The following is a 24,788-nucleotide window of genomic DNA, read 5'->3' on the forward strand; positions in this document are numbered from 1 at the left end:
AGGGACCCCGCATGAACTGGATCACCAATTACGTCCGCCCTACGATCAACTCGCTCTTTTCGCGGCGTGAGGTGCCGGAGAACCTGTGGACCAAGTGCAACAATTGCGGGACCATGCTGTTTCACCGCGAACTGGCCGAGAACCTGAATGTTTGCACCAATTGCGGCCACCACATGCCCATCGGGGCGCGGGACAGGCTGCATTCGGTTTTTGATGGCGGCGTGTTTGTTGAGGTGCCGGTGCCCGATGCCGTCCCCGATCCGCTACATTTCCGCGACCAGAAACGCTATACCGACCGGATCAAAGAGGCGCGCAAGAAGACCGGTGAGAAAGACGCGATGCTGGTGGCCGAGGGCGAGATGGGTCGGACGCCTGTTGTGGTCGCCGTGCAGGACTTTTCCTTTATGGGCGGGTCGATGTCGATCTATGTGGGCAACGCGATTGTTGCTGCCGCTGAACGCGCGATTGAGCTGAAACGCCCAATGATCCTTTTTTCCGCTGCAGGTGGTGCGCGGATGCAAGAGGGGATACTGGGCCTGATGCAAATGCCCCGCACAACGATTGCGGTGCAGATGCTCAAAGAGGCGGGGCTGCCTTACATCGTGGTCCTGACCCATCCGACGACCGGCGGGGTCACAGCCTCTTACGCGATGCTGGGCGATGTGCAGATCGCCGAACCCAATGCGCTGATCGGCTTTGCCGGTGCGCGGGTGATTGAACAGACGATTGGGGAAAAACTGCCCGAGGGGTTCCAGCGCGCTGAATACCTTCTCGATCACGGCATGCTTGACCGTGTGACCAAGCGAACAGATCTGAAGGACGAACTGGTCACGATTGTGCGGCTGCTGATGCAGCAGCCCGCCCCAGTCAAAGGGGATCTGCCCGCGCCCGAAATCACATCGGACGCCGCATTGCAGCTCGAAAACCCGATTGCCCCCGAAGAGGCGAAGTGACCGCCCGCTCTGACGTGATCCTGGAACGGATGATGGCCTTGCATCCCAAGGTCATTGATTTGGTACTGGATCGTGTCTGGAATTTGTTGGAGGCTGTTGGCAATCCGGAGCGGCGCTTGCCCCCGGTCATCCACATCGCGGGCACCAATGGCAAAGGGTCAACGCAAGCGATGATCCGCGCGGGGCTGGAGCAGGGCAGCGCGCGAGTGCATGCGTATACGTCACCGCATCTGGCGCGGTTTCATGAGCGGATCCGCCTGGCGGGGACGCTCATTTCCGAAGAGGCGCTGACGGAGGTTCTCGACCGCTGCTATGTAGCCAATGACGGCAAGCCGATCACCTATTTTGAGATCACGACCGTAGCCGCGCTGCTCGCCTTTGCCGAGGCGGAAGCGGACTACACGCTGTTGGAGGTAGGTCTGGGTGGCAGGCTCGATGCCACCAATGTGGTCGACAAGCCCTTGCTGACGGTGATCACGCCAGTGGACATGGATCACCAGCGGTTTCTGGGTGATACGCTGGCTCAGATTGCGGGTGAAAAGTCAGGGATTATCAAGCGCGGCGTGCCTTGTGTCGTGGGTCCACAGCATGACGAGAGTATGGATGTGATTGAGCGGGTGGCGGGGGCGCTCGGCGCTCCGCTTCTCGCGTATGGGCAGCACTGGCATGTGGGCGTAGAACGTGGGCGGCTGGTCTATCAGGATGAGACGGGGCTCTTGGATTTGCCGATGCCCAATCTGCCGGGCGCACATCAGGTGATGAATGCGGGGTCCGCGATTGCCGCCTTGCGGGCACTGGGCCGGGATGAGGCCGCGTGTGAAGCGGCGGTGACCCGCGCCGAGTGGCCTGCCCGGATGGAGCGGCTGCGCAGCGGGCCTTTATGCGATTTGGCGGGCACAGCGGAACTGTGGCTTGACGGGGGGCATAACCCGGCGGCGGGGCGGGCGATCGCGGCGACCCTCAAAGATTTGCCCCCGCGCCCAACACATCTGATTTGTGGCATGCTGAAGACCAAGGATGTGGGTGGCTATCTGGCTCCATTGGCCGCGGTGGTCGAGAGCTTGACGGCCGTGTCGATCCCCGACGAACGCGCCACTTTGACGGCGGATGAGACGGCGGATGCGGCAGAGGCCGTGGGACTGCCTGCCACGACAGCCGACAGCGTCGCTGCGGCAATTCGCCAGATTACCACCCAAAGCCCAAATGCGCGTATCCTCATTTGCGGGTCGCTCTATCTGGCAGGCCATGTGATGCGGGAGAATGCGGTTTGATCCGGCTGTGTGCGATGATCTTGAGTGTCTTGGCCAGCAATGCGCAGGCCGCGCAATTCTATTTCTGCTGGCTGGGCGCAAATGACTACTCGATGGTCGGGCAGATGACGATCAGCCCTTCAGCATTGAACAAACCGCTAGTTACGCAGGATGATGTGACCGAGTTCCGCATCGCCGGATATCTCGAAGGCACGCTGCTTGGCAAATGGGATATGGCAACGCGTGAGCCGGATGACAGCTGGATCCTGCATTTTGATCCGTCCCGCAACGCCTTCATGACCCCCGGCGATGTGGGCCTGGGCGTCAGCCAGGCGTGGAACGCCGATGGTACGGCAGAGGATTGCGGCAACCCCGGATTTGGTTTCAACCTCGGCAATTACGCGCAGGATTTCTGCCTGAACGGTGTCTGGATCGAGGAAAGCGGCATGCCGCCCGAGACCACATTTCTGGTCAGCCCCACGCCAGTTGACCCGCAATGCCGGGTTTACGCGCCGACAAGTTAAGTTAGCCCGGCTGACGCTCGGCCCAGCCTGCGAAAATACGTTCCAGTGCGACGACGACGTAGTAGAGGACGATGCCAAGCACGGCCAAGGCGATCAGCACCGCAAACATCAGCGGATAGTCGGAATTCGTCTTGCCGCTGTCAAAAAGTGCGCCAAGGCCGCGGCCATGGGGGCTGACGATCTCCATCAGGTTGGTGCCAATGAAGGCGAGCGTGACCGAGACTTTGAGCGCCCCGAAAAACTCGGGCAGCGTTTTGGGCAGCGCGATCTTCCAGAAGATCGTGGTTTGCGAGGCGCCCAGCGCGCGCAGAATATCGCGGTATTCCGGTTCGAGTGTTGAGAGACCGATGGAGACCGAAACCGCAATCGGGAAGAAAGAGATCATGAAGGCGATCAGCACGGTGTTGAAATCATGCGCGCCGACGAACATGAGCGCGACGATGGGCACAACGGTCGCCTTGGGGATGGCGTTGAAACCAACCAGCAGCGGATAGAGCGCGTCGCGCATTGTGCGCGAGAAGCCCATGATCATGCCGATGGCTGTGCCTACCACGATGGCCAGCAGCAGACCAAGCACCGTGCGCCAAAGCGTCTGCCAGCCCATGATCAGGAACAGATCCCAATAGCGCTGATAGGCCGGGATCAGGTCACTGGGAGAGGCCATCTTGAAATTCGGCCACCCCATGACCCAGACCAGCGCCTCCCACAGTACCAGAAAGATGACCATCGCTGCGGTAGGGACGAGGATTTTGCGCAAGGTGGGGTTCATGATGCGGCCTCTTCCGGCGCGCGACCCTGGGCGATTTCGATCTGATGGCGCAGTGTTGCCAAGCGTTCGGCACCTTCGGGTGTGTAAAGGTCATCAAGGCTGGGGATGCCATTACGGGGGATGTCCATGACATATTGGGTATGTGCCGGGCGGCCTGACAGAACGACAACCTGATCGCCCAGAAAGATGGATTCGCGCAGATCATGGGTGATCAGAACGGCGGTAAAGGGTTCTTTCGCCTTCACGTCATGCATCGTTTGCCAAAGATCTTCGCGGGTGAAGGCATCGAGCGCACCAAAGGGTTCATCGAGGATCAGCACATCCGGCTGATGCACCAAGGCGCGGCAGAGTGAGGCGCGCTGGCGCATGCCACCCGACAGTTCGGACGGGCGTTTGTCTTCAAAGCCCTCAAGACCGACCAACGCAAGGAGCGACCGCGCGCGATCTTCGGCGGCTTTGCCTTTTAACCCCCCCGGCACGATTTCGAGCGGCAGCATGACATTGCGCAGGATGCTGCGCCATTCCAGCAGCACAGGGTTCTGAAAGGCCATGCCGACGGTCGAGCGTGGCCCTTTGACCAGTTCACCATGCAGCCAGACTTCGCCCTCATCGGGGCGCATCAGGCCTGCGATCAGCCGGGTCAGCGTGGATTTTCCGCAGCCTGACGGCCCAACCACCGCGCAAAAGCCGCCCTCAGCAACGGTGATATCAAGACCGTCCAGCACCGGCAGTGGGCCGCTGGCCGTTTCATAGGCATGCCGCACGCCCTTGATGTCGATGAGTGGGGTCATTCTGGTCTACCTTGCGGGGCGACAAGGCCGCCCCACAAACCGTGCCTGTTAATTGAGTGGGAAGCCACCCTCTGGCAGGTAGGCATCGGTGAAATAGAGGCTCGCGTCGGGTTCATTCTGGAACTCATAAACCATCTTGATCTGTTCGATGGCCGCATCCAGCCGGGCCGGGTCGATCGTTCCCATCCCGTTTGCCATGACGTGGTCGGTCAGCACATTGGCATCAATGGCCAGTTGCAGACGGCGCTGTTCGAGACCTGCATCAGCCGCCGGGTTACGGTCGATGAGCGCGGGCATGACAGCGGCCGGGTCGGCGATGGCGTCTTTCCAGCCCATAGCCACGGCCTCAAGGAAGCCTGAGACGACGTCCGCATTGTCGGCGGCAAAGTCCGTATTCACGATGATCGCGTTGCCATAAAGGTCGAGCCCGTAATCGGCCATAAGCAGCGTCGTGATGTCATCCTCTGGCACACCGAGGCGAACGAGGTTCAGGTAGGAACTGAACGAAAAGCCGGTGATGGCCGCCACGTTGCCTTCGGCCAGCATCGGTTCGCGAGTGGGAAAGCCCACAGGCTCAACAGTGATCGAATCGGAATCGAGACCATTTTCAGCGGCAAAGATCGGGAACTGCGCCCATGCGCCATCGGGTGGCGGCGCGCCAAGGATCTTGCCTTCCAGGTCGGATGGTTCCGACACGCCCAGCGAGGCGCGGCCGATAACCGCAAAGGGCGGCTTGTCATACACCATCATCACCGCAGTGACCGGCGCGTCAGGGTTCTGATCAAGGAAACGAATCAGGCTGTTGATATCGGCAAAACCGATAGGAAACGCCCCGGTCGCGACCTTTGGAATCGCATCCAAAGAGCCGGAACCCGCCGTAATCTCGACGCTCAGACCGGCGCTTTCGAAATGGCCATTGTCGATCGCGGCGAAATAGGGGGCGGCAGGGCCTTCGAATTTCCAATCAAGCGCAAAGGGCACTTCGGTCGCATGACCATCGGCAAATGCGCCAGTGGCGGTGAGCGCCAAGGCGGCAGCAAATTGGGTATAGTGTTTCATGGAACTGGCCTCGCAATCATCTGAAGTTCACGGATTTCAAACCTCCGCATGTTGATCAAAGACGCACTTGGATGAAAAGCCAAGTGACACGGCGATAAGATGAGGCAGCGGATTGCACCTATCAGATGGTCATTTTTTTGGCAAATGTGCTGCATTTTTGAGCATATCTGGTGGAGTGTTCCGCACGCCAAGGGCACAAATGCTCGTCCTAATGCAATCTATGCGGCAGAAACCGCCTAATTCTGATTGATCTTGCTGCCCTTCATCGTGATCTCGCCATCGGCTTTGACATTGACCTTGCCCGATGCGTCAAAGCTGATGTCCTTGCCCTCAACTGTGATTGTACCGTCTTTTTTGAGCGTCATGACGGCCGATCCGCATTTCAGCACAATGCTGTCGGCGGCCTCTAGCAACATCGATTTGCCAGACTTGATCATCACATCTTCGGTCACATCGTGGGCCTGGCTTTTGCTGACCTTCACCGTCCTGCCGCCCTGGCCGGTCCAGCTTTGGTCGCCCTTCAGGGTGATGGTTTCATTGCCGCCCACATCTTCGGTCCGATTTCCAGCAATTGTCTGGCTCTCATTTCCCGCAACGGTCCAGGAATTATCCGACCCGATCGTGTGGCTTTGATCCGCACCCACGGTCACGGTGCGTGCGGCGCCGACGACCTGCGACTGAGCGGCGCCGACAATGCGGCTTTCGGCGGCGCCCACGTTGTCGCTGCGCGCGACAGTGACATTGATGGTCTGATTGGCGCCCACGGTCTGGCTGTGATTGGCGCCGATATCTTCGCTGCTATTGGCGGCGACGCTGATTGTCTCGTCCGCGCCGACGCTCAGTGACCGGTTCGCGCCAACGCTTTCGGTGTCGTCATTGCCGATGGTCACCGTGCGATTGACGCCGATCTCGGTCGTCTTGTTGTTGCCTACATCCTCGGCCCGGTCCACGCCGATTGACTGGGTTGCGTTGTTGTCGACGCGTTCGGAAAAGTCGTTCTGGATCAGGCGGCTTTCGTTATTCTTGATCAGTTCGTTATGGTCTTTTTGCGCCTGGAAATAGACCTCTTCCGAACCCGCCTTGTCCTCAAACCGCAACTCGTTATAGCCGCCCCCGCCGGGCGAGCTGTCGGATTTCCAGCCTGATTGGGTCGCACTGCCCGGCAGGCCATAGGGGGGCATCTGTGCTGCATTATAGACGCGACCCGTGATGATCGGCTGATCAGGGTCACCTTCGAGGAAGTCGACGATGACCTCCTGCCCGATGCGGGGGATCTGGATGAAGCCGTAGCCCGATCCTGCCCAGGCCGCGCTGACGCGCACAAAACACGACGAGTTCTCGTCTTTCGCGCCCAGACGATCCCAATGAAACTGCACCTTCACGCGGGCATATTCATCCGTGAAAATCTCTTCTCCCGCAGGCCCGACCACAACCGCCGTTTGTGGCCCGCGCATCACCGGTTTCGGCGTGATCCGGGGCGGGCGGTATTCTTCGGTTGTAGGGGTCAGGGCGAGGGTGACCTGAAACCCCTCTTCGACATCGCGGCCCAGCGCTGCATATTGGCCGTCCCAGATGTCATAATCGGTGCGCAGGATGGCATATTCCGCGTTCTCGGCCTCGCGCCAGAAATCCGTCAATTCAAAAAGATGGCCACTATGGATGCCGCGTGCTGTCGCTTGGGCGAAGGCGCGGGCGCAGGGTGATTTCAGGGTTTGCATGCGGACTACCGCCAGCGCATCGCCCCGGTCAAGCTCGGTATAGGTGCCGGGATAGTGGTAGGCTTCAAGGTCGCCCAGATCGTGTTCGCCGGGATTGACCGACTTGCCCATCAGATCGGCGGCGGGCTTGGTAAAGTCGTAATCCGTATGGGTGAATTCCCCCGTCGTAACCTGTGCATCCCAGGTCCAGCGCGTGATGAAATCGCGGTTCTCAAAGCTCGGAGGGAGATCGGGTGAAAAGGCGATCTGTTCTTGCCCCTCCGCCGGAGCCAGCGCGCTAAGCGTATCGACCAGAACTAGCGTATGCGCGCCATCTTCAAACTCGAAGAAGGTGAATATCCCCTCATGCTCCATCCAGCGCATAAGGAAATCGAGGTCACTTTCCCCGTATTGGACGCAATAGGGGATCGGATCATAGGTGTTCTGCAGGCGATTTTCGAACTTTGCCGCTGGGTAGGCCGCAAAGACCTCTTCAATGATCTCCACGATCGACAGGTTCTGGAAAATGCGGTTGTCGGTGGATTTCGAAAGAAACCATAGCCAGGGCCGCAATTGCGCGCGATAGCTCGCTTCCCTGTCGGTGATCTCAATCATGCTCAGCCTGTCGACCAGACCATGCAGAAATGCAGGCTCCTCATCTTCATGCCCGATGCGCAGCGTGATCCCCTGGCCCAAGAGATCGGCGGCGGCGATGTCCAGATCCTCGCTAATCATGTCGATGTCGAAGGCAAAGCATTCCCCTATCGCGTCATGGCCCTGCATCCGCGAGAATAAGAGCGTATCGGGGCCAAGTGGCGTCGTGATCGTGAATTCGCGTCCTTGAGGCATGGGTCAGATCGCTTTCATTCAAAAATCGTCGCAACTATCGTCATTGCTTGCAATACCCTTGTAACATAACCGAATTCGGGCGCGGCGTAAGTCACCCCCGTCACAATTGATCTGGGCAATGCAGTGTTTGCATCAACGAGCGAACAGAGACCGGATTGATCGGGTCGGCAAAGCTGAGCTCAACAAAAAGCCGCCCCGTAGCATCGCGCATATCCACCAGAAACCGGCGCCCTTCGTCGCGTGGGCGCAAGCGCAGATCGTCCAGCAGCCGCAGCATCCCCCAGGGTCCGGTACGTGTGAGCGTGTCGCTGGGTTCAGCCCCTACGAATTGCAAGGCGATGCCCTGCGCGGCGGCGGGGCCGGGCCAGTCGACCGGAGCGGGAGTGGTGTTTGCGCCCATCGGCACCTCGACCCCGCCAAGGCGCAGCGTGGCAGACCCACGCTCGGCCAGCGTTGTGATCGTTACATCCGCGCCCAGTGTTCCACCCTCGAACATGCCTGCGCTGATCGTCATTGCTTGTTCTAGAAAGGCGGCTGTGTCGGGGGACAAACCGGCAAAGCGTGCTTCGGTTTTCCAGCGCCATGGACTGATTTCGGTATCGAGGTTGGGCGCGGCGAACTGACGGAAGAAGACCGGGATCGCGCCTGCCGGTCCTAGCATTTGTTCCACGGTGGATGGCGTGACCGGTGGCCCTTCGCCAAACGGGAACCGACCCGCGAGCGCCCGCGTGCATTGCGCATGAACGCGGGTCCAGGCGCGTCCGAGCGGTGTGTCGTCGGCATTGCCACCGCTGATCTGTGCCAAAGTATCCTCGACCAGAAGTGCGACGACGCGTGGCGCCGCACGCAGCGATTGGATCGATTGGGCGCGGGTCGTCACGCTCATGATCGCATCATCGCCGCGCGCCTGATCCAGATCACGAGTGCTGAGGGCGACATTGACGCTGGCAAAGAGCGCGGCAATCTCTTCCATCCGGCCCTGCTCGACATATTGGATCATCGGGCCGAAGGTGCGGGCGACGTCTTGCAGCAGGGGGCGCGGACGGGTGCGGTCGGCGCCGCCAACCTGCAACCAGACCTCTTGGAGAAGCGCGGGCAGGGGCGATTGCGCTTGCGACAGTGTCCCCGACACGATGATCGCGGTCTGCGGTTCATCAAAGGGGATCACACGCAGATCAGAGAGCCAGTCCTGCCAGACGCGGATCGTCTCGGCCTGCTGGCGCGCCAGCACCAGATCTGGCGTGTTGTTGAGGCGCGGCAAATCTTGCCCAAAAAGCGGTAAGGCCAGATCGCGGGTTTTCTGCACCGCCACACCTGCCGCGACATCGCGCGCGGCCTCCCACCCAGCGATGGTATACAGCCCCGCCACCTGCAATGGCGCGCCAGAGCGACGGTAAGCCACCTGCCCAAGCCGTGGCACGGATTGTTGCGCATCCCAGACCGGCAGTTCGGCGATGTCGGGCGCGCGGAGCATCTCAAGCCAGGCCCGGTCCGCCTCTTCGGTTTCGGCGGCAAAACCGCGCGCTTGCTCCATGATCAGTGGATCGGGTGGCGGCAGATCGGTCACCGGGCCGGGGATCAGCGCCACATGATCGGCAAAGCCTTGCAGGCCAAGCGCCTCTTCCCGTGCTGCGACCCATCCGGCGAGAAAGTGCGGCTCCCACGCGGTGAGCCCCGTCAGGATGCCATGTGCCCGGACCGTGTCGTAAAGTGCCAGTCCCTGCCCTTCGGTGGCCAGTGCCAGCTCAATCGCCTCACCAAGCAGTGGTGTTGCCACTTCGCTGACCGTCTCTTGATACCGCGTCTGTGCGCTGCCTACCGCGTCGGCAAAGGGCAGGGTGATCATGCCGCGCAAGGGTGCCTTGGCAGCTGCAGCGCGTACATGCACCAGATCGCCCGAAAGCGTGTTCAGTATCTCGACAACCTGTGCGCTTTGCCCCGTAATTCCGCCGGTCAGCTCGTCTTCGAGTGCCGCGTAGGCGTCAAGCGCTTGGCGGTGAAAGCGTGCTTCAAGATAGGCCGCGTAAGACCCAACGCCGAGGGTTAGCAAAACCAGCATGACAAGCACCGCAGAAATGCCGGTGCGGCCCCGCTTCAGTGGTGTTGCCTGCCGCATATCTGACATCTGCCGCAGGCAGTAGTCCAGAAACGCGGCCAGATCGGCGAAATCCGGACCTTGCTCTTTCGCCACATCTGCAAAATGCGCGATCTCTGACTTGCCGATATTGCGACCTTCAAACAGGCTTTGCCGGGCATGACCTGACCAGGCGGTCAGGTCAGCTTTGCTGCGTTGGCGGACCACCTGATCGGCCCAAGTGGCCAGTGCCAGCCTTGCGGGGCGTATTTGAACATTCGGCACATTGTTGTCCGCGCAATCGGCGGCAAACCGGTCGAGCCGCACTGCCAGTTCATCGGACAACCTGCCCAGGTTGCGCATCTGTTTCGGGCTGAGATGTGTCAGAAACTCTTCAAACGGTGCCGCTTGCGCCCGGAAAACCGCGCCCTCATCGCCCGACTGCATCAGATTTGCCCGTCCGCCGCCCAGCGGCGCAGGGTTTCGACGCCCACCTCAAAGTGCATCGAATCCTCGCGCGAATAGGTCGCGCCCCAATACCAGCCCTCTTCATTGAAAAGCTCGGCAATAAGCAGCAGCCCAAATTGCGTGCTGCCATCGGCGAAATCGTCAAGATCATTGGCCAGAGTGATGTCAACGGCTGTACCCCAGCTGTGATTGGAGATCGACGAACTGGAGCCGCGGATCAGCCGCACGCAAAGCGCCCCCGCTGTCCCGACAGCCGCATAGATATCCGGCTCGGTCTCTTGCAGCCGGCCCATGATCCGTTCGAGCGAGTCGAGCGCCGGTTTGATCATGGTCACGCGGATCGGGCCGATCTGCCGTGTCTCAAGCAAGGCGCGCAGTTCGGGGTTCGTCACATTGCGACACGTGCTGTCATATTGCCCGCGGGGCTGGCCGAGCAGTTCAAGCATCACGCGGTTGCCGGGCTGCGTGACGCCAAGGTTGAACCGATCCCGTGCAAGGATCATTTCCTCTGTCAGCTCAACCACTTCGCCATGATCACCCGGATCATCGACCGTGTCTGGGATAATCGATGTTGTCACCTGGGCGCTTTGGGCGGTGGCTGCAGCCTCGAGTGCGGATTGCAGTCTGGCGATCTCTTCTTGCGCCGTCGCAAGCGCCTGTTCAGCGGCCACCTGATCAGCCCGTGCAGCACGCAATTCAACCTCGGCCCGGTTCAACCGCACCAGCGCGCCGCCATCATCGGTCTGCAACAGAACAGAGACGATGGCAAAGACCAGACCACCCAGCGCCAGACCAATCGCAACGATCAAGGGGCCTGCCAGACCGGTTCCGCGCATGCCCTAACCCTCCGACGCGCCAATCACGATGACAGAGACATTGTCGGGCGCGCCCGCATCAAGTGCTGCATGCATGAGGGCTGCTGCCGTTTCCTTAGGATCCGAATGTGCGTTCATGATCTGCGCGATGGCATGGTCGGACACACATGTCGTCAGACCGTCACTACACAGCATGATCCGGTCACCGGCAAGCATTGGCAACGTGGCGCTGTCGATGGCAACCGTCGGTTCCACCCCCATGGCCCGGGTGATCACGTTGCGTTCGGGATGGGTGGCTGCCTCTTCCGGTCCAAGCAGGCCCTCATCCACCATTTCCTGCACGCGTGAATGATCATGCGATAATTGCCGCAGGCGCCCGCCGCGCGACAGATAGATGCGGCTGTCCCCGACCCAGGCCAGATACGACACATTGTCCTGCAGAAAGGCCACCACCAGCGTGGCGCCAATCGTGCGGCCCCTGCGGATCATCATGGCATGAATGTCGGTATTGATCCGCGTGATCTGCTCGGACAGGATCACCTCCGGCTCGTCCCCGTCCGCAAGATTGGCGAGGCCATCAACCACCATGTCGGCAGCTATGTCACCATGGCCATGCCCGCCCATACCGTCAGCAACGACCCAAAGCTGTCCCGCCGGATCAAGCAATATGGCATCCTCATTGCGTTCGCGCACATGGCCCACATGGGTATAGCCCGCGCCGGAAAATCGAAGCGCAGGCGAGGTCATTGCTCAAGGGCCAGAGAAGGGGTGAAAACGCTGCAGCTAGGATGGTTGAAATAGGCCATGCGGTACCGACCAAACGTTGCAATAGCCCAAGTTTACCGCAATACTGAAAGAGGTACTAATCCTTTTTCTGATGGGGATTGATATGAAAAAACTTCATTTTGTGACTGCTTTGATGATAGGTGCGATGTCCTTGCCTGCTGCGGCGCAGGACATTGATGAAAGCGAAATTCTGTCGCTGTTCGAGGCACAGCGCTCTGCCTTTACCGAATTGCGTGAAGGTGGGCAGCTGCGCACACGTGGCCTGACACTGGTGACCGTCGATGATGTAGAGCCATCGGGGCTGGAAGAGGTGGAAACGCCCGAAAGCCCAAGCGTCGGCGCGGAGCTGGCGCCCCTTCAGCCGACCACGGATACGACCGTTGCCCAGACCGCACCGACAGCGCCCGTCGCGCCGACGACCGACAGTGTGATGTTCGGACGGCTTGATCCGAACCTGCAGGTGAACCTTTTCGTGAAGTTTGACTTTGACTCAGCCGCCATTGCTGATGATCAAAAACCAACCTTGGACCGCATGTGCGTCGTGATGCGCGATAGCGACATCAACGTCTTCCAGATCGTGGGCCATACCGACACCGCCGGGTCGGATTCGTATAACGAGCGGTTGTCGCGCCTGCGCGCAGAGGAAGTAGCACGCTACCTGGTCGGTAGTTGTGACATTGCAGCGGATCGGCTGACAACGTTGGGAATGGGCGAACGTTTCCCGATCAATGCAAGCGATACGCGCGCGGATGAAAACCGCAGGGTCGAGTTCCAGGCGTTGAGCTAAGCAGCCCTTCGGCTCTTTAGTGTGGATCAGGTCGCTTTTGGCGCTGCTGGTAGTGATGCCAACAACGTATCGACATCAATTGCTGTGCTCACCGCATCGCGGAGGAGAGCGGCAATCTGATCGTACCATTCATCCATGCCAGTGGCCTCGCCTGCGGGTTCCGGTATCACCGCTACAACCGGAAAAATACGTCCCGACTTGTCACGGCTGGGTAGGATGACCGCAGTGATCGGAGTGCCTGACAGTGTCAGGTTTTTGCATAATCCGCCATCCGGGAGTGTCTCTTGTCCGATGTTATGGGTGATCCACAGGTCGAGCGATTTGCGCAATGGGCCGGGCAGGTTGCGGCTGATGAAATCGCCATGGGCGGGCAGTTTGCCAAAAAGGCCAACGCCCATCCTCAGAATCCTTCGGCGCAGCGGAAGCCAGAGAATATTTGCAAATCAAACGGGTTAACCACGCTGTTTGCCTGCAACTGAAATGTGGCGCTGTAGCCGCTGCCCGCGAGGGTTAGGTCAAACACCTCGGGGAGCGCGGTGGGGCGCAGTCGCCCTTCGCCGATGAGCCGAAGGATCGCCCAGGCACCAGTCACGGTGCGGATCGCCTCTGGCCCCCCTTCGAGCGGCGTGAACGAGAGGGAGATCATGTTGGTGCCGTTCGGACCCGGCCAGGTCATCGGTTGAGCGGCGGCGTTGGCGTGAAAATAACTGAGCGTTTGGCCATCCACATTCAACGTGACGCGTGATGCGTTAGGGCTGAGGTCATTGGGGACAAGGATAAATCCGATCACGGGCCCGGCACCGCCGGGGAAGAGCGCATCGCGGATGGCGCGGGCGTTTTCGAATGGGGCCAGTGCCTCGGGGCTCAGCCCGAAATCGGCCCGCCATGACCAAGGCCGCGTGTTGGTATCGACGTATTGCGCAAGGCTGTTTTCGATAAAGCTGTCGATCAGACCGCCAGCGCCAAAAAGGCGTGAAAAATCGAGGATGTTTACATCAATTCGGCTGGATTGATCGAACGGATATCGCCCCCTCGTCGCCGATGTGCAGAAAGGCAGAACATCGGACCGCCACTTCGCGTTAAGCTGTGCAACGATTGCGTCGCGGGTCACGGCGGTCGTGTCGCCTGCGATGCCGGTGATCCAATCGTCAATCGGGTCAGGCAGGATTGCGGCCTCATTCGCGATGGCGCCCGTGAGCACCGGCAAGCCGCCCGAGGAAAGCAGCGCAGCCTGCGGATTGGGGCTGGCCGACACGATCTGCAATTCGTTGGAGAGGGCCACCAGTGCGTTTTGGGTATTCGTCAGCAAGGGGGGCTGACCGTCGATTTCGGCGATTGTGGCGCGCAGTGGTTTGAAATGCTCCGCCACACGCGCGCCACTTGTCGCCTCTTCCGCGCCAGCGCCGCCAAGCTGTGCGGTCAGGCCGGTATTCTTGCCCAGCTTCGTCAAACCGGCGAGGCGCCGTTGAGCGGCGGCAAGCACGGAGTCGGTCGCCGCGTCGGCGGCGGCCTCAGCGTTAGAGGGCCGCGTCAGATCGGTCTCGGCGACCACAGCAGTAAGCAGCCGTTGCAGCGAGGAATCAGCTGACGACAGGTCGCGCAGATTGCGGGTAGCCGTCTGGAGATCGGTGATAGGCGCGATGCGCAGATCGCGCAAAAGGCTGTCCCACTGGGCGATGTATTCGTCGTAATAAAGCTTGGCGATATCCGCCTCGATACTGTCGGCAGAGGCGTCGGCACTTTCCGGACAGCCGCCCGCAAAGACCGTTCTGTCCACGGCGGCCTGCACCGCAACGGCGCCGATGCGCGGCGCAACAGTCTCATGGAAGCCAGAATACGTGAAGGCGCCCGGCAGGCCGATCCGTAGGGTCTTGTCAGAAAGACGCGTAAAGGTCTGTGCGCCATTGGGGCCCACATGTGCGGCTGGTGTCCAGTCTTGCAGGCCAGCGACCGCCGGATCGCTCAAGAGGGCGCGATAGGCGCGCAGGCTGATGGGGATGGAACAGACGCTTTCGAGCGCTGCGGTCACCAAAGCAGGGTCAGGTTCGGGCCACTCGGTGGAGAGCGCCATCACCTCAATCGCCGCCACTTGATGTTCTAGCGCCTCTGCATCCGGGAAGGGGTCAAGCGGGGCGTATTGCGGCAGCCCGTCTTGCCACCAGCCGGTGACGAAATCCGCGTCAAAGGGGGCGAGTCCTGTCATCATCTGATAGGTCTTGAGCGCCCCCAAGAGGTACTCCGGGTCACGGATTTGCCGCCACATTGTGGCCTCTAGCAGCGCCACCATGCGCGGACGCAGGATGTGATCGAGGCCGCGTGTATAGGCGATGTTCTGGGCGTAAGCGCGCTCTGCCAATGCTGTCGGGCCGATCCGGGCGAGAAAGCCTGCCGGTTCACCCCCACTGGCGCGGCTGATCTCACCCATCGCATCCAGGGCGAGCGGCATATCCAGCGGATCGGTCGGGGCCTGCCGCGAGGCGATGTTGGAGAGCCGCGCGCTCAGACCCGTGAGCGTTTCGCCATAGGCCGTGATCGCCCGGTTTTGCTGTACGTAGGATGCAAGGAAGGTGCCACCCGCCACCAATGTTGTGACGCAGGCCGCGGCAAGCGTGCCCTGCCAGATCCAGCGGCGGCGGTCTTCCGACTTTGGATCGAAGGTGCCCAAACCAGCTTCTGGAAAGATCAGATCGGTCAGGAGGTTGCGCAGAAAGAAGGACCGCTTTTCACCGCTATGGCGCGCGCTGATCGCAGGTCGTGGCAGGCCGAAATTGGCGGCGATCCCGCCGACCAGCACGTCCACCGGAGATCCTTCTTGCGTGGCAGAGGTAAAATAGAATCCGCGCAAATTTCCCGGATCGTCAAAACGGCTTTCGCCAAAGACCGTTTCGATTAGCTGTTTCAGCGGACGTGTGAGCGCCTCAAGCTGCGCGGGAAAGCGGAAGGCGGCGGCCCGGTCGGCGACGGGGATATCATCGGCCACGCGGTTGGTCGTGCGATGCTCCAACGCGCCCAGCAGCGCCTTCATCTCTTGCTCAACCGTGTCGCCGTGGACGCGCGCGCCGACGGGCAGTGTCGCCCCCCAAACCTGCTCCCGCTCGCGGGTAGAAAGGTGGTTAAAGAACGCCTCGAACCCGACGATCAGATCGGCTTTGGTGATGAGCAGATAGACGGGCAGGTCGATCCCAAGCTCATCGCGCAACTCTGCGAGTCGCTTGCGAATCTGGCGGCCATGTTCGCGCAGTTCCGCTTCGTCGTCCGTCAGCTCCTGCACCGAAAGGGTCAGGATGACGCCATTCAATGCGCGCCGCCCGCGGTGTTTCTTCAACACACGCAGGAAGCCGAACCATTCAGTGGAATCCACATCCGGATCGCTTTTCTGTTCAACATAGCGCCCTGCCGTGTCGATCAGCACGACATCTTCGGTAAAGAACCAGTCGCAATTGCGGGTGCCGCCGATGCCCTTGAGGTCATCGGTCAGATCAAGGGGGAAATGCAGGCCCGATTGCTTGAGGGCGGTGGTCTTGCCAGTGCCGGGCGGGCCGATGATCACGTACCACGGCATGTCACGCACAAACTTGCGCCCGCCGAGTTTCGAGCGTTTGACCTGGCTCAGCACATTCTGGAACTTCTCCTGCACCTCGGCTACATTTTCTTCGCCCGGGGCGGCAGGTGCGGGTTCTTCAGGGCCAGCGAGTTCGGTCACGAACATCCGGTTGGCTCGCGCCGCGCGCAATTGTCGCAACAGCATCGAGACGAGCCAGGCGATGACGATCAGCCCGATCAGGATGATCCGCGCGATGGGCGAGGCCAGCGGGACGGCGGTGCCGAATTGAAGCAGTGCGCCATAAAACCAGACCACCAGGCATAGCAGTGTGATCCCAATCAGCGTCCAGAGAAGCCGGGAAAACAGAAAGCCGAAGATGGTTTTGACAAAGCCCATGGATCAGAACCTTTTGGCGATGATGATTTCGACCCTGCGATTGCGCGCGCGCCCTTCGCGGGTGGCGTTGTCGCCAATGGGTTCGGTCGCGGCCTTGCCGGAGGCAGTGATCAGATCAGCCGCAACGCCTGATGCGATCAGAAGATCGGCGATGGTTTGCGCCCGTGCCTCGCTCAGCCCCTGATTGGTCGCGAAAGGATTGCTGCGCTGCACAGGGATGCTGTCGGTATGGCCAACGACCGAGACGCCGCCGATGAAGTCCCCATTTTCGATAATCACGCGCGCGATAGAGGCGATCAGATCGCGATACTCTTCATTGATGTCCGCCTGGGCCGAGCGGAAAACCTCTGGCTCTGTGGCCTGCACGGCGATCACGACAAGCGAGACGTCCTCTCGCCCGGTCAGTGCGGGCAGATCATCGGGCGGGGCCGCGTCGGCGAAAAGTGGCAGAAGGTCGAGCGAAACAGTCTCAAGCTCAATCTCGGGCGCGGGTTCGGTGTCGCGGACGGGGCGGAAGATCGCCGCGCGCTCGGGCGGGGGCAGGACATTGGCAAGGGCGTAAAGCCGTTCTGACTGGCCTGTCAGGCGCATCGAAAGGCCAACATAGATGGCCAGCATGACCACTGCGGCGATAATCGCGATGGCCCAATAGGGCACGGCAAAGGCCTGTTTTTCTGGGGGCGCATCGACGCCTTTCCAATTGGGGGAAAGCGGTTTGTCATCGGCTTCCGCGTCGCGCACATAGCGCGAGATCTGCGCGCGCAGGCTGCTCAGCGCGCTTGCGCCATTGCTGCCGGTGACGCGGTGCATGCCGCGAAAACCGAACGACAGGCATAAGAATACCAGTTCCAGCATGTCGCGGTCGCTGTCGGGAAAACGCAAGAGCTCATCGGTCCGGGCAAAAAACCTCTCACCCGCATCCACATCGCCATAAAGTGCTGCGACCAGCGGCTGCCGGGGCCAGGAGGATTGTCCGCCCCAGGGCGTGTTGAGCGCGATGTCGTCCAGCAGCGCCGCAACGAACCACGCTGCCTGATCAGCGCGCGACAGCGGCACGCCGGAAGATACCGCTTGATCACGGGCGTAGGTCAGATTGTCGAGAAGCCGCGCGCGCAGCGTTTCGGGATCTTCGACCATGGTGGCCGACTCAAGTTCCGGGGCGAGACCCAGAAGCAACGAGAACGCCGCGATCAGGGGATTGTCGCTGGCCCGTGTGGCACGCATGCGCGCGGATGTGTCAGCGTAGGTCGCTGTTTGTGCGACAGGTGCCTGCGTGGGTGCAGGCGCAGGACGATTGGCCTTTGCGGGCCTGATCCGGGTGCGTCCGGCGTCTGTTTCCAGACCGAAGGGATCGTCCTTAGTCATCGTTTCACGGCGTAGCAATCAATCAGCGGCGGTTTTTCCAGCTTGCCCGCAACCCCGATCACAAAGCCCGGCGCATCGGCCAGTTTCGCCCAATGATCCGATGTCCGGTCCAGCTCTAGGCACAGCCTATCCCCATCATAGGGGATTTCGCGCGGTTGCGAATGCAAAGGTTTGAGAGGAATGCCCGTCAGCTTGGATTTCCACAGCGCATCGAATTCGTCAGCCGCCCCGATGGTGGCCTGTTCGACAAAGATCTTGCGCAGCATCTCTTCCGACATCTCACCACCCACGCGCAGAACGATCCGGTGTTTGTTGATGATATCGGTGTTGTCGATCCGCACGGTCCAGACATTTTCGGCATGGTTGGCGACCTGCAGCGCCTGGCTTTTGACCTCCACATGGCGCAGCGACAGGATGAGGGAGCGCAGCGTATCCGCAATGGCGGCGAAACCGGCCTGCGGGTCATCATGGGCATAGGCGGGCAGTTCCGACATGCGTCGGGATGAGCTGCCAAAGGTCGCCATGCGCCCGGCGAGACCCGCGAGTTCGAAGAAAAGCTCGGAGGGGTGGAACATGTCCTGCGTCATCATGTGGGCGATGCGGGGATGTGCGGTGTTGGCAAGCTCCAGGATCAGAAGGTTCTCAACCGACGCCCCCGCCCCGCGCATCACGATATCGCCATGGGCCTGCCTGATGCGGTCAAGCCCCGTCAGCACCTCTTGCAGGAAGGTCGCGTACCAAGGGCTCGCGGAGGTGACGAGCGCTGGCGGCAGAAAAGCCGGATCAAGGGCGACCGAGCCGTCTGCATGCAACCCGTTGATGCGCGCGATGGGCAGGCAGCTATAGCCATCGGTGGCCGCTTTCGGCAGGAACAGGCGCGGGGCGAGGCGGGCGACTTCGATCTCGGTCGGATCGGCGCCGCCTTTGATCGTGTCGCGCACGGTTGCGATTTGGCCAGTGTAGCGCGCGCCTGCCGCACCGGTGCTTTCCGGATCCATTGTTGCTGCACCGCTTTGCACCGCCGGGATGCCCAGCATCACAAGCCCCGCATGGGTGCTGGCAGACACGGTTGCTGCCTTGAGCCCCGTTGTCATTTCGGGCAGCGAAAACGGCGTGCCATCGGGAAAGATACCTTGAGCAGCATCGATGCCGATCTGGCCCGCCTCCAACGCCGCTTTATCGAGCGTCAGGTTGCGAAACCCGAAATTCTGATGCGACGCCGCCAGCATCGCGCCCCGAATAAGTGCATCGGTGTGCCGATCTTGCTGCTGGAAGTGTTGCGGGCGGAGGAACAGACCCTCCGACCAGACAACGCGGTTTGTGTCGCTCATGTATTTCGGGCCTTCAAATCGTTACGACAGCGCCAATCCGGTGGGACTGACGGCAATCGTCAGGGAAAGATCGCCAGAGGCGGGGATCGCAGTGGTGGTGCGGAATGTCTTGCCACTGACATCGCGGAACCCCGCGATGACGCCAAGGGTGGTCGCGCCCACCGGGACGGGGATATCAAGCGTGCCCGCACCACCGGGTGCTAGGGCCAGTTGATCGGCGCGCAGCAAAGTTCCGCCAAGCGCCGTTTCAGGGTCCTGCAGGGCCAGCACGTCGGCGGCATCAAACGCGTCCTGCGCGTTTAGCGAAAAGAATGACAGGGTCAGTGGCCGGTCGCTGCCATCCGGGCCGGGATTGGCCCCTGCGGCCATGCTGGCAGCGACGCTGATGGTGCCCGGCCCAGCATCACCACAGGCGGCGAGCGCCGCGGCACTTGTGCCGGAGAGAATGAAGTATCGCCGTGTCAGGATCATCGCCCTGTCTCCTCTTTGCCTTCATATGCGTCGCGAAAGTTTTCGCCCACTTCACCAAGGAAGCGTTCTTCGGCGGCGCGCGCGATCTCTTGATAGCGCTCTTCATAGGCGCGCCAAAGCTGCGCGTTGCGCCCCCCCGCCAGAAGCGATTCAAGCATGCCGCTGTCATCAAGCGTCTTTTCGATCTCGGTTGGGTCAAATTGATCGATCATGCGCCGCAGCGCCGATTGCAGCGCTTTCCACGTACGCACCTGATGGTCGGCGAGGTCGCGATAGGCCCCGTTGATCGCGGCTGGCCCGTCCAGATAGCCGGGGCGGTTATTGTCGAGCATCGTGGTTATCGCATCATCGACGGTGGCGAGGAATTTCAGTGGATTGACATCCGCGCTGGAAATCAGCGTTTGCGCCACGCGGACCTGTTGCTTTTCCGAGGCACGCGCGCGCAACAGATGCATCACGCCTTCGATTAGGTAGCGGTATTGGGTGCCAATCGCCTCCATCTGCGCCACCGGGTCTGCGGTTTGCATGCGGTCTGGGTCCACGCCCATGCCGCGCAGAAGTGCCGCGCGCAGTGCATCATCCGTTGCCACAGGTTGCGGCGCGGGCGGAGGCGTTGGTTCGGGTTCGGTGGCAATGGGTGGCGGCGTCGGTTCTGGCGGCGGCGCCTCCGGTTTTAGCGGCGCTGACAGCGGTGTGTCGAAGAACCGGTTGCCGGTGGGGGCAGGGGCTTCGGTCTCTCGCGTCGGCAGGTCAAGGCCGAAGGGGTCATCCATGTCCAGCGGCTTTGGCGGGGTCGTGTCCTGCTTTGCCGCCGTTTGGCTGGCCGTGCTTTCGGCAAATGGGTCGAAGGGCGGCGGGAGCGTATCAGGGCGCGGCGCAGCCTCGGCCGTCTCAGCAGGTGCCGGGGCGAATGTGAAACTGCTGCTGAATTTTTGGCGTGGTTCGGGCGTGGGTGTCGCCGATGCCATATCGACGCGAAAGACAAAATCACCCATGCGCAGTCGCATCCCGTCCGTCAGCGCGATGGCATTGCCTGTGCCAACCGGCTGCTCGGCGCCGTCCACAAAAGTGCCGCCCCGGCTCGTATCTGTCGCCGTCAGCCGCCCATCCATCACCGCGATGACGCAATGCTTGCGGCTAAGGTACATATCCGGATCGTCCAACTGCCAATCCGCATCATCGCCGCGCCCGACGACAACGGAATTACCGCCAATCGGATAGCTCATCCGCGCCTGCGGACCCGGCGAGCTTTCGAGGATGAGTTGCGCGTCACTCATGCCGCTTCCCTTGGCGTTGTCATGTCCGCCAGCATCAGATCATCTGCATCCTTATCGCGGCGGGGCGCGACCCAGGCATTGGCGCCCAGACGGCAATCGCCAAGACGCGCCGCCGGTATCTCGGCCGCTTTCAGCACAAGCCGGATCTGGAACGAAACCTCATGACCAGCCGCAAACAGGATCGCATGGCGGAGCTTTTCGCGTGTATCCGGATCGTCCAGAAGTGCGGTGAACTCCGTATGGGTGAGCGGGCCGAGCCGGAGCTCCGCCTGATTCTGGCGCGAAAAGACGCGCGCGCCGGAAACCGCATCCGCGTTCAGCCCGCAATAGCTGTGGCCCAGCCGGGATTGCAGCGGGGCGGGGATCTCTTCCCAGTGGCCCACGAATTCCTGCAGGCTGACCGGAACGCCGACCGCATCTGCAAGGTAGCGCGTCAGCCGCTGCGGGTGATTGATATGCTGGGCCAGCGTTGTGGCATGGTGCAGCTTGGCATTGTCATGCGGCGCAGTGTCACCTGCATCCATGCCAAGCCCGGCCAGCGCCCGCAGGATGGCGACGCTCGGCCCGCCACCCTTGTGGCCGACCTGAATTTCAGCCCGCGCATCGGCCCAAGCCCGCCAGTAAAGCGCGATCAGCCGGTGCTGCAGCACATCGGCGAAATCCTTGAAGGCGGTGTCAGAGGTCACACCCTCCGCATCGCCGGCAAACCACCGGTTCGACAGCCGCGCCATGACCCAGCGGGTCAGATAAAGCGGCATGGGGCCTTCGGGCCCCAGCAGCCCCAGCACATTCACCGCCACCTTGGCATGCGGATCGGTCTGCATGTCCGCCACGTCGGTCGTCGCAAAGGACAGGCGCACATGCTGGCCCAGCCGCGCCGGTTCTTCTTCGGCCCCGCCCTCACGCCCAAAGCGCCGCCCATCAAGCTCCTCGATGGTGCGCAGAAGCGCAAAGAAATCCGCCCGTCCCGCCTTTGTTGCGAGCGTGGTCAGATCATCGTGCGATTGCCGAGCGTGAGCGGCCATGCCACCTCCTCTTGTGATCCGGCAAGGCGCGTTTTGGTGCGCACCACCGCGTTGATCGCGGCCTGACGGCGCAACAGTTGCGCAAGCAGCGCTGAGAGCAGCAGCTGGCTATGCCCGCTCAGCACACCCTCGTCGATATCAAGCGTGATTTCAGTACCGTGGCCGAAACAGATTGGCCCTTTGATAGGCAGCCGTTCGAAAAGCGGCCCGGAACTGACCGCGCGCAGGGCTTGTGCGTGCCTCACCAGCGTTGGGTCACCCCGATCTGCGTAAAGTGCTAGAAGCGCGCGCAGCGGGGCGGCATCCGTCCCAGACTCGGCCAGTGAGACGTGGTTGAGCGAGAGTTGACTGATCCAGCGCCAGTTCAACTCATCCCGCCGCGTCTCTTCTTGCCCAGCGGCGGGAAGCACCGCAGGCAGGCTGCTGCGCGGGCGTTTGATGGCCTGAAGTAGGGTGATCGCGCTGACGGGGGCCCCGGAATCAAGCGTCAGTTGCGGATTGTCATCAAGGATTGGCAGGTCGCGGTTCGTGCAAAGCGCGCGGATATCAAGCCTGCGGACCGCGTTGCCCACACGTTTTGAGCCGTCATGGCTAAGCGCGATAAAGACATTGTCGCCCGCATAGCTGGTGCGCATCTGGCCGCGCCTGACCTCATCCGCGCTCGGGCGCCGGGCCTGTCGTTCGACGCTGTAAGAGAGGCGGTTTGCATGGCCACCCTCCGCGGCAAAGATCGGTGGGATTTGCGCGCCGGGGCCGTCATTTTCGATATCTTCGACCCGGATCAGCCGGAACACCTCGTAATCCAGCGGACGCGTGCGGTCGGGGTGCACCACGTGGGAGGCGCGGCCCGGATCAAGGTCAACGACGTTACACTCCCGCTCGAACAGGTTGACAATCGGGGTCACGAAAAGCTGGAAATCGGCGGGCGAGATATCGGCGATATCGGGTTGCGCCTTGTCGAGCAGGATCAGGACGTCAACGTGATCCTTGGCATCGGGTATGACGTGTTGCAGGTCGTGCAGGCGAATATAGTGAAACCGCTCTGGCATCAGGAAGTATTCGCGGATCAGGCCATAACCCTGAAAGGCCTCTCGCACCTGTGGCAGCAGGGTTTCCGCATCACGGATGCCGACCATGGTGCTGTCGCCCAGTGTCTGGAAATGGCCCTCATCGGCGCGGGACATCACGCCCATGCCGTGTCCGTGAAGCGCATCGAAAAGCTGCCCGCCGCGTGCCTTATGACCCAAGTAAAGATCAAGCGTGTCGAGCTTCAAGGTGTTGAGCGCTGTCGGCCCCGCGCTTTTCAGCGTCAGGCGGATGCCTGCGGCAGGTCTTGGCCCTGCGCCATCGCGAAAACCCGCCGCGCGTAAGGCGCCGATATCCTGTAGATACTGGACCTCGGCAACCTCTATCGGCCAGAGCGCCACATCCTGCGCGGTGGTATAGGTCGCGCGGGTGGTCAGGCCATCGCGCAGGCCAGAGATCATCCGTGTGCCGCGCGGAACGGTGTAGCCTTCCACCATGGCCTCTACCTGATCGCCGGGGGTCAGGGCTGCCATGGACATGGCTGGCGCGGGAGCGACCATATCGGGGTAGAGCGCATCGAGCAGATTGCGCACATGTCGGCTGCTTTCCGCATCAACCTTCAGCCGGGTACGGGCGGCGAGATAGGCGACCCCTTCTAAAAGCCGTTCAACATATGGGTCCGGGCAGGGTGTTGTATCAAGAGACAGGTTCGTCGCAACGGCCGGATGCAGCGCTGCAAATTCGCTGGCCAGATCGCGAATATGCTCCAGCTCGCTCTCGTAATAATGCAGGAACGTGCGGTCCATTACGCATCTTCCAGCACGGTGGCGGCGGCCCCGGTGTCCAGATCAATGGTCGTCGACAGTTTCAGCCGCTCTGGTGTGGGGGAAAGCATCAGCACCGCGTCAACGGTGACTTTCATGCCCGTTTTGTCGCTCAGGTCGATCTTGACCTTAATGGTGTTGGGTTTCAAACGCGGCTCATACGCGATCAAGACATCACGCAATTCGCGCGCCAGCGCGGTTTTGTCGAAATCAGAGCCGCTGCGCCCGGCAAAAGATGGCACCCCGTAATTGATGACGCTTGCGCGGACATGTGGAAAATCGGCGAGCAGATCGGCAGGCGTTTCGATCATGCGCGCCTCCCGGTCCGTCATCATCGTCTGCGCTTCCATCCGGTCGATGTTGAACAGCGTTTCTATGTCGCGCCGCACAGCCTCGCGCAAAACTTCGCGGGTGACGGCGATGCCGCTGGTCTGCAATCTGTTGCGGCGCTGCATATTGGCACGCAAAAGGTAAAGCAGGCGATTGGTGTCCTCGTCCGCCTCTTCGATGGTTGCATTGCGTTTGCTGTCATCAAGAAGGCCTGCAAGGGCATCGTCGCCGCCAAGCTCTTTGGCAAGCTGGCGGCGCTGACTTTCGATTTCCGCCTCAAGACCGGGCAGATCGTTCACCAACCGGTCCCAAAGCGATGGTTGGATCGCCTCGCTTCGGGCCACTGGCATAACATCAGGTCCCGTGCGGCGGTTCAT

The 24,788-nt window shown here is 61.2% G+C and carries 20 protein-coding genes; 4 read left to right on the top strand and 16 right to left on the bottom strand.

All coding sequences use genetic code 11. The annotated features are described in order from the left end of the window. Nucleotides 1–11: 11 nt before the first annotated feature. The 3 genes from accD to SLH47_RS10000 are packed head-to-tail and all read left to right on the top strand — an operon-like array spanning nucleotide 12 to nucleotide 2,727. Nucleotides 12–953, top strand: coding sequence for an acetyl-CoA carboxylase, carboxyltransferase subunit beta (gene accD, locus SLH47_RS09990; RefSeq protein ID WP_320239345.1), 942 nt, complete (start codon nucleotides 12–14; stop codon nucleotides 951–953). Next, nucleotides 950–2,224, top strand: coding sequence for a folylpolyglutamate synthase/dihydrofolate synthase family protein (locus SLH47_RS09995; RefSeq protein WP_320239346.1), 1,275 nt, complete (start codon nucleotides 950–952; stop codon nucleotides 2,222–2,224). The genes accD and SLH47_RS09995 overlap by 4 nt, the downstream gene beginning before the upstream one ends. 14 nt (nucleotides 2,225–2,238) lie before the next feature. Continuing rightward, nucleotides 2,239–2,727, top strand: a complete 489-nt coding sequence (locus SLH47_RS10000) for a hypothetical protein (protein WP_320239347.1) — start codon at nucleotides 2,239–2,241, stop codon at nucleotides 2,725–2,727. 1 nt (nucleotide 2,728) lies between these two features. Here SLH47_RS10000 and SLH47_RS10005 read toward each other — a convergent pair whose 3' ends face one another. The 7 genes from SLH47_RS10005 to SLH47_RS10035 form a co-directional block, all read right to left on the bottom strand. Beyond that, nucleotides 2,729–3,496, bottom strand: a complete 768-nt coding sequence (locus tag SLH47_RS10005; protein ID WP_320239348.1) for an ABC transporter permease — start codon at nucleotides 3,494–3,496, stop codon at nucleotides 2,729–2,731. Continuing rightward, on the bottom strand, nucleotides 3,493–4,287 hold the full coding sequence (locus SLH47_RS10010; RefSeq protein WP_320239349.1) for an ABC transporter ATP-binding protein: 795 nt from the start codon (nucleotides 4,285–4,287) through the stop codon (nucleotides 3,493–3,495). Before SLH47_RS10010 ends, SLH47_RS10005 begins: the two co-directional genes overlap by 4 nt. A 48-nt stretch (nucleotides 4,288–4,335) precedes the next feature. Continuing rightward, nucleotides 4,336–5,346, bottom strand: coding sequence for an ABC transporter substrate-binding protein (locus SLH47_RS10015; protein ID WP_320239350.1), 1,011 nt, complete (start codon nucleotides 5,344–5,346; stop codon nucleotides 4,336–4,338). Nucleotides 5,347–5,582: 236 nt separating this feature from the next. Then, the gene (locus tag SLH47_RS10020) at nucleotides 5,583–7,892 is read right to left on the bottom strand and encodes a type VI secretion system Vgr family protein (RefSeq protein ID WP_320239351.1); all 2,310 of its coding nucleotides are present in this window, start codon (nucleotides 7,890–7,892) and stop codon (nucleotides 5,583–5,585) included. 100 nt (nucleotides 7,893–7,992) lie between these two features. Further along, complete coding sequence (locus tag SLH47_RS10025; RefSeq protein WP_320239352.1) at nucleotides 7,993–10,413, bottom strand: ImcF-related family protein; 2,421 nt, start codon at nucleotides 10,411–10,413, stop codon at nucleotides 7,993–7,995. Continuing rightward, nucleotides 10,413–11,270, bottom strand: a complete 858-nt coding sequence (locus SLH47_RS10030; RefSeq protein ID WP_320239353.1) for a M15 family metallopeptidase — start codon at nucleotides 11,268–11,270, stop codon at nucleotides 10,413–10,415. Before SLH47_RS10030 ends, SLH47_RS10025 begins: the two co-directional genes overlap by 1 nt. 3 nt (nucleotides 11,271–11,273) lie before the next feature. Then, nucleotides 11,274–11,996 (bottom strand): PP2C family protein-serine/threonine phosphatase, encoded by a 723-nt coding sequence (locus SLH47_RS10035; protein ID WP_320239354.1) that lies wholly within the window; start codon nucleotides 11,994–11,996, stop codon nucleotides 11,274–11,276. A gap of 142 nt (nucleotides 11,997–12,138) precedes the next feature. Here SLH47_RS10035 and SLH47_RS10040 point away from each other — a divergent pair, with 142 nt between their 5' ends. Further along, nucleotides 12,139–12,822 carry an OmpA family protein gene (locus SLH47_RS10040; protein ID WP_320239355.1) on the top strand — a complete coding sequence of 228 codons (684 nt, stop codon included), beginning with the start codon at nucleotides 12,139–12,141 and terminating at the stop codon, nucleotides 12,820–12,822. Between the two features lie 26 nt (nucleotides 12,823–12,848). On the opposite strand, the gene SLH47_RS10045 is transcribed toward SLH47_RS10040, so the two are convergent. Genes SLH47_RS10045 through tssE form a run of 9 tightly spaced genes read right to left on the bottom strand, consistent with a single transcriptional unit; the run spans nucleotide 12,849 to nucleotide 24,788 of the window. Further along, entirely contained in the window at nucleotides 12,849–13,220 is a 372-nt protein-coding gene (locus SLH47_RS10045) for a TagF domain-containing protein (protein WP_320239356.1), read from the bottom strand. 2 nt (nucleotides 13,221–13,222) lie between these two features. After that, nucleotides 13,223–16,762, bottom strand: coding sequence for a type VI secretion system membrane subunit TssM (gene tssM, locus SLH47_RS10050; RefSeq protein WP_320239357.1), 3,540 nt, complete (start codon nucleotides 16,760–16,762; stop codon nucleotides 13,223–13,225). A 3-nt stretch (nucleotides 16,763–16,765) separates the two neighbouring features. Beyond that, a complete protein-coding gene (gene icmH, locus SLH47_RS10055) occupies nucleotides 16,766–18,127 on the bottom strand; it encodes a type IVB secretion system protein IcmH/DotU (RefSeq protein WP_320239358.1) in 1,362 nt (453 codons plus the stop codon). Then, the gene (gene tssK / locus SLH47_RS10060; RefSeq protein ID WP_320239359.1) at nucleotides 18,124–19,458 is read right to left on the bottom strand and encodes a type VI secretion system baseplate subunit TssK; all 1,335 of its coding nucleotides are present in this window, start codon (nucleotides 19,456–19,458) and stop codon (nucleotides 18,124–18,126) included. Before tssK ends, icmH begins: the two co-directional genes overlap by 4 nt. A gap of 21 nt (nucleotides 19,459–19,479) precedes the next feature. Then, nucleotides 19,480–19,929 carry a type VI secretion system lipoprotein TssJ gene (tssJ, locus tag SLH47_RS10065; protein WP_320239360.1) on the bottom strand — a complete coding sequence of 150 codons (450 nt, stop codon included), beginning with the start codon at nucleotides 19,927–19,929 and terminating at the stop codon, nucleotides 19,480–19,482. Then, a complete protein-coding gene (gene tagH, locus SLH47_RS10070; protein ID WP_320239361.1) occupies nucleotides 19,926–21,206 on the bottom strand; it encodes a type VI secretion system-associated FHA domain protein TagH in 1,281 nt (426 codons plus the stop codon). Before tagH ends, tssJ begins: the two co-directional genes overlap by 4 nt. Further along, the gene (tssG, locus tag SLH47_RS10075; protein ID WP_320239362.1) at nucleotides 21,203–22,231 is read right to left on the bottom strand and encodes a type VI secretion system baseplate subunit TssG; all 1,029 of its coding nucleotides are present in this window, start codon (nucleotides 22,229–22,231) and stop codon (nucleotides 21,203–21,205) included. The genes tagH and tssG overlap by 4 nt, the downstream gene beginning before the upstream one ends. Then, nucleotides 22,195–24,063 (bottom strand): type VI secretion system baseplate subunit TssF, encoded by a 1,869-nt coding sequence (gene tssF / locus SLH47_RS10080; protein ID WP_320239363.1) that lies wholly within the window; start codon nucleotides 24,061–24,063, stop codon nucleotides 22,195–22,197. Before tssF ends, tssG begins: the two co-directional genes overlap by 37 nt. Then, on the bottom strand, nucleotides 24,063–24,788 hold the full coding sequence (gene tssE / locus SLH47_RS10085) for a type VI secretion system baseplate subunit TssE (RefSeq protein ID WP_320239364.1): 726 nt from the start codon (nucleotides 24,786–24,788) through the stop codon (nucleotides 24,063–24,065). The genes tssF and tssE overlap by 1 nt, the downstream gene beginning before the upstream one ends.

Origin of the sequence: Cognatiyoonia sp. IB215182 (assembly GCF_033963905.1) — a bacterium.
Lineage (GTDB): Bacteria > Pseudomonadota > Alphaproteobacteria > Rhodobacterales > Rhodobacteraceae > Yoonia.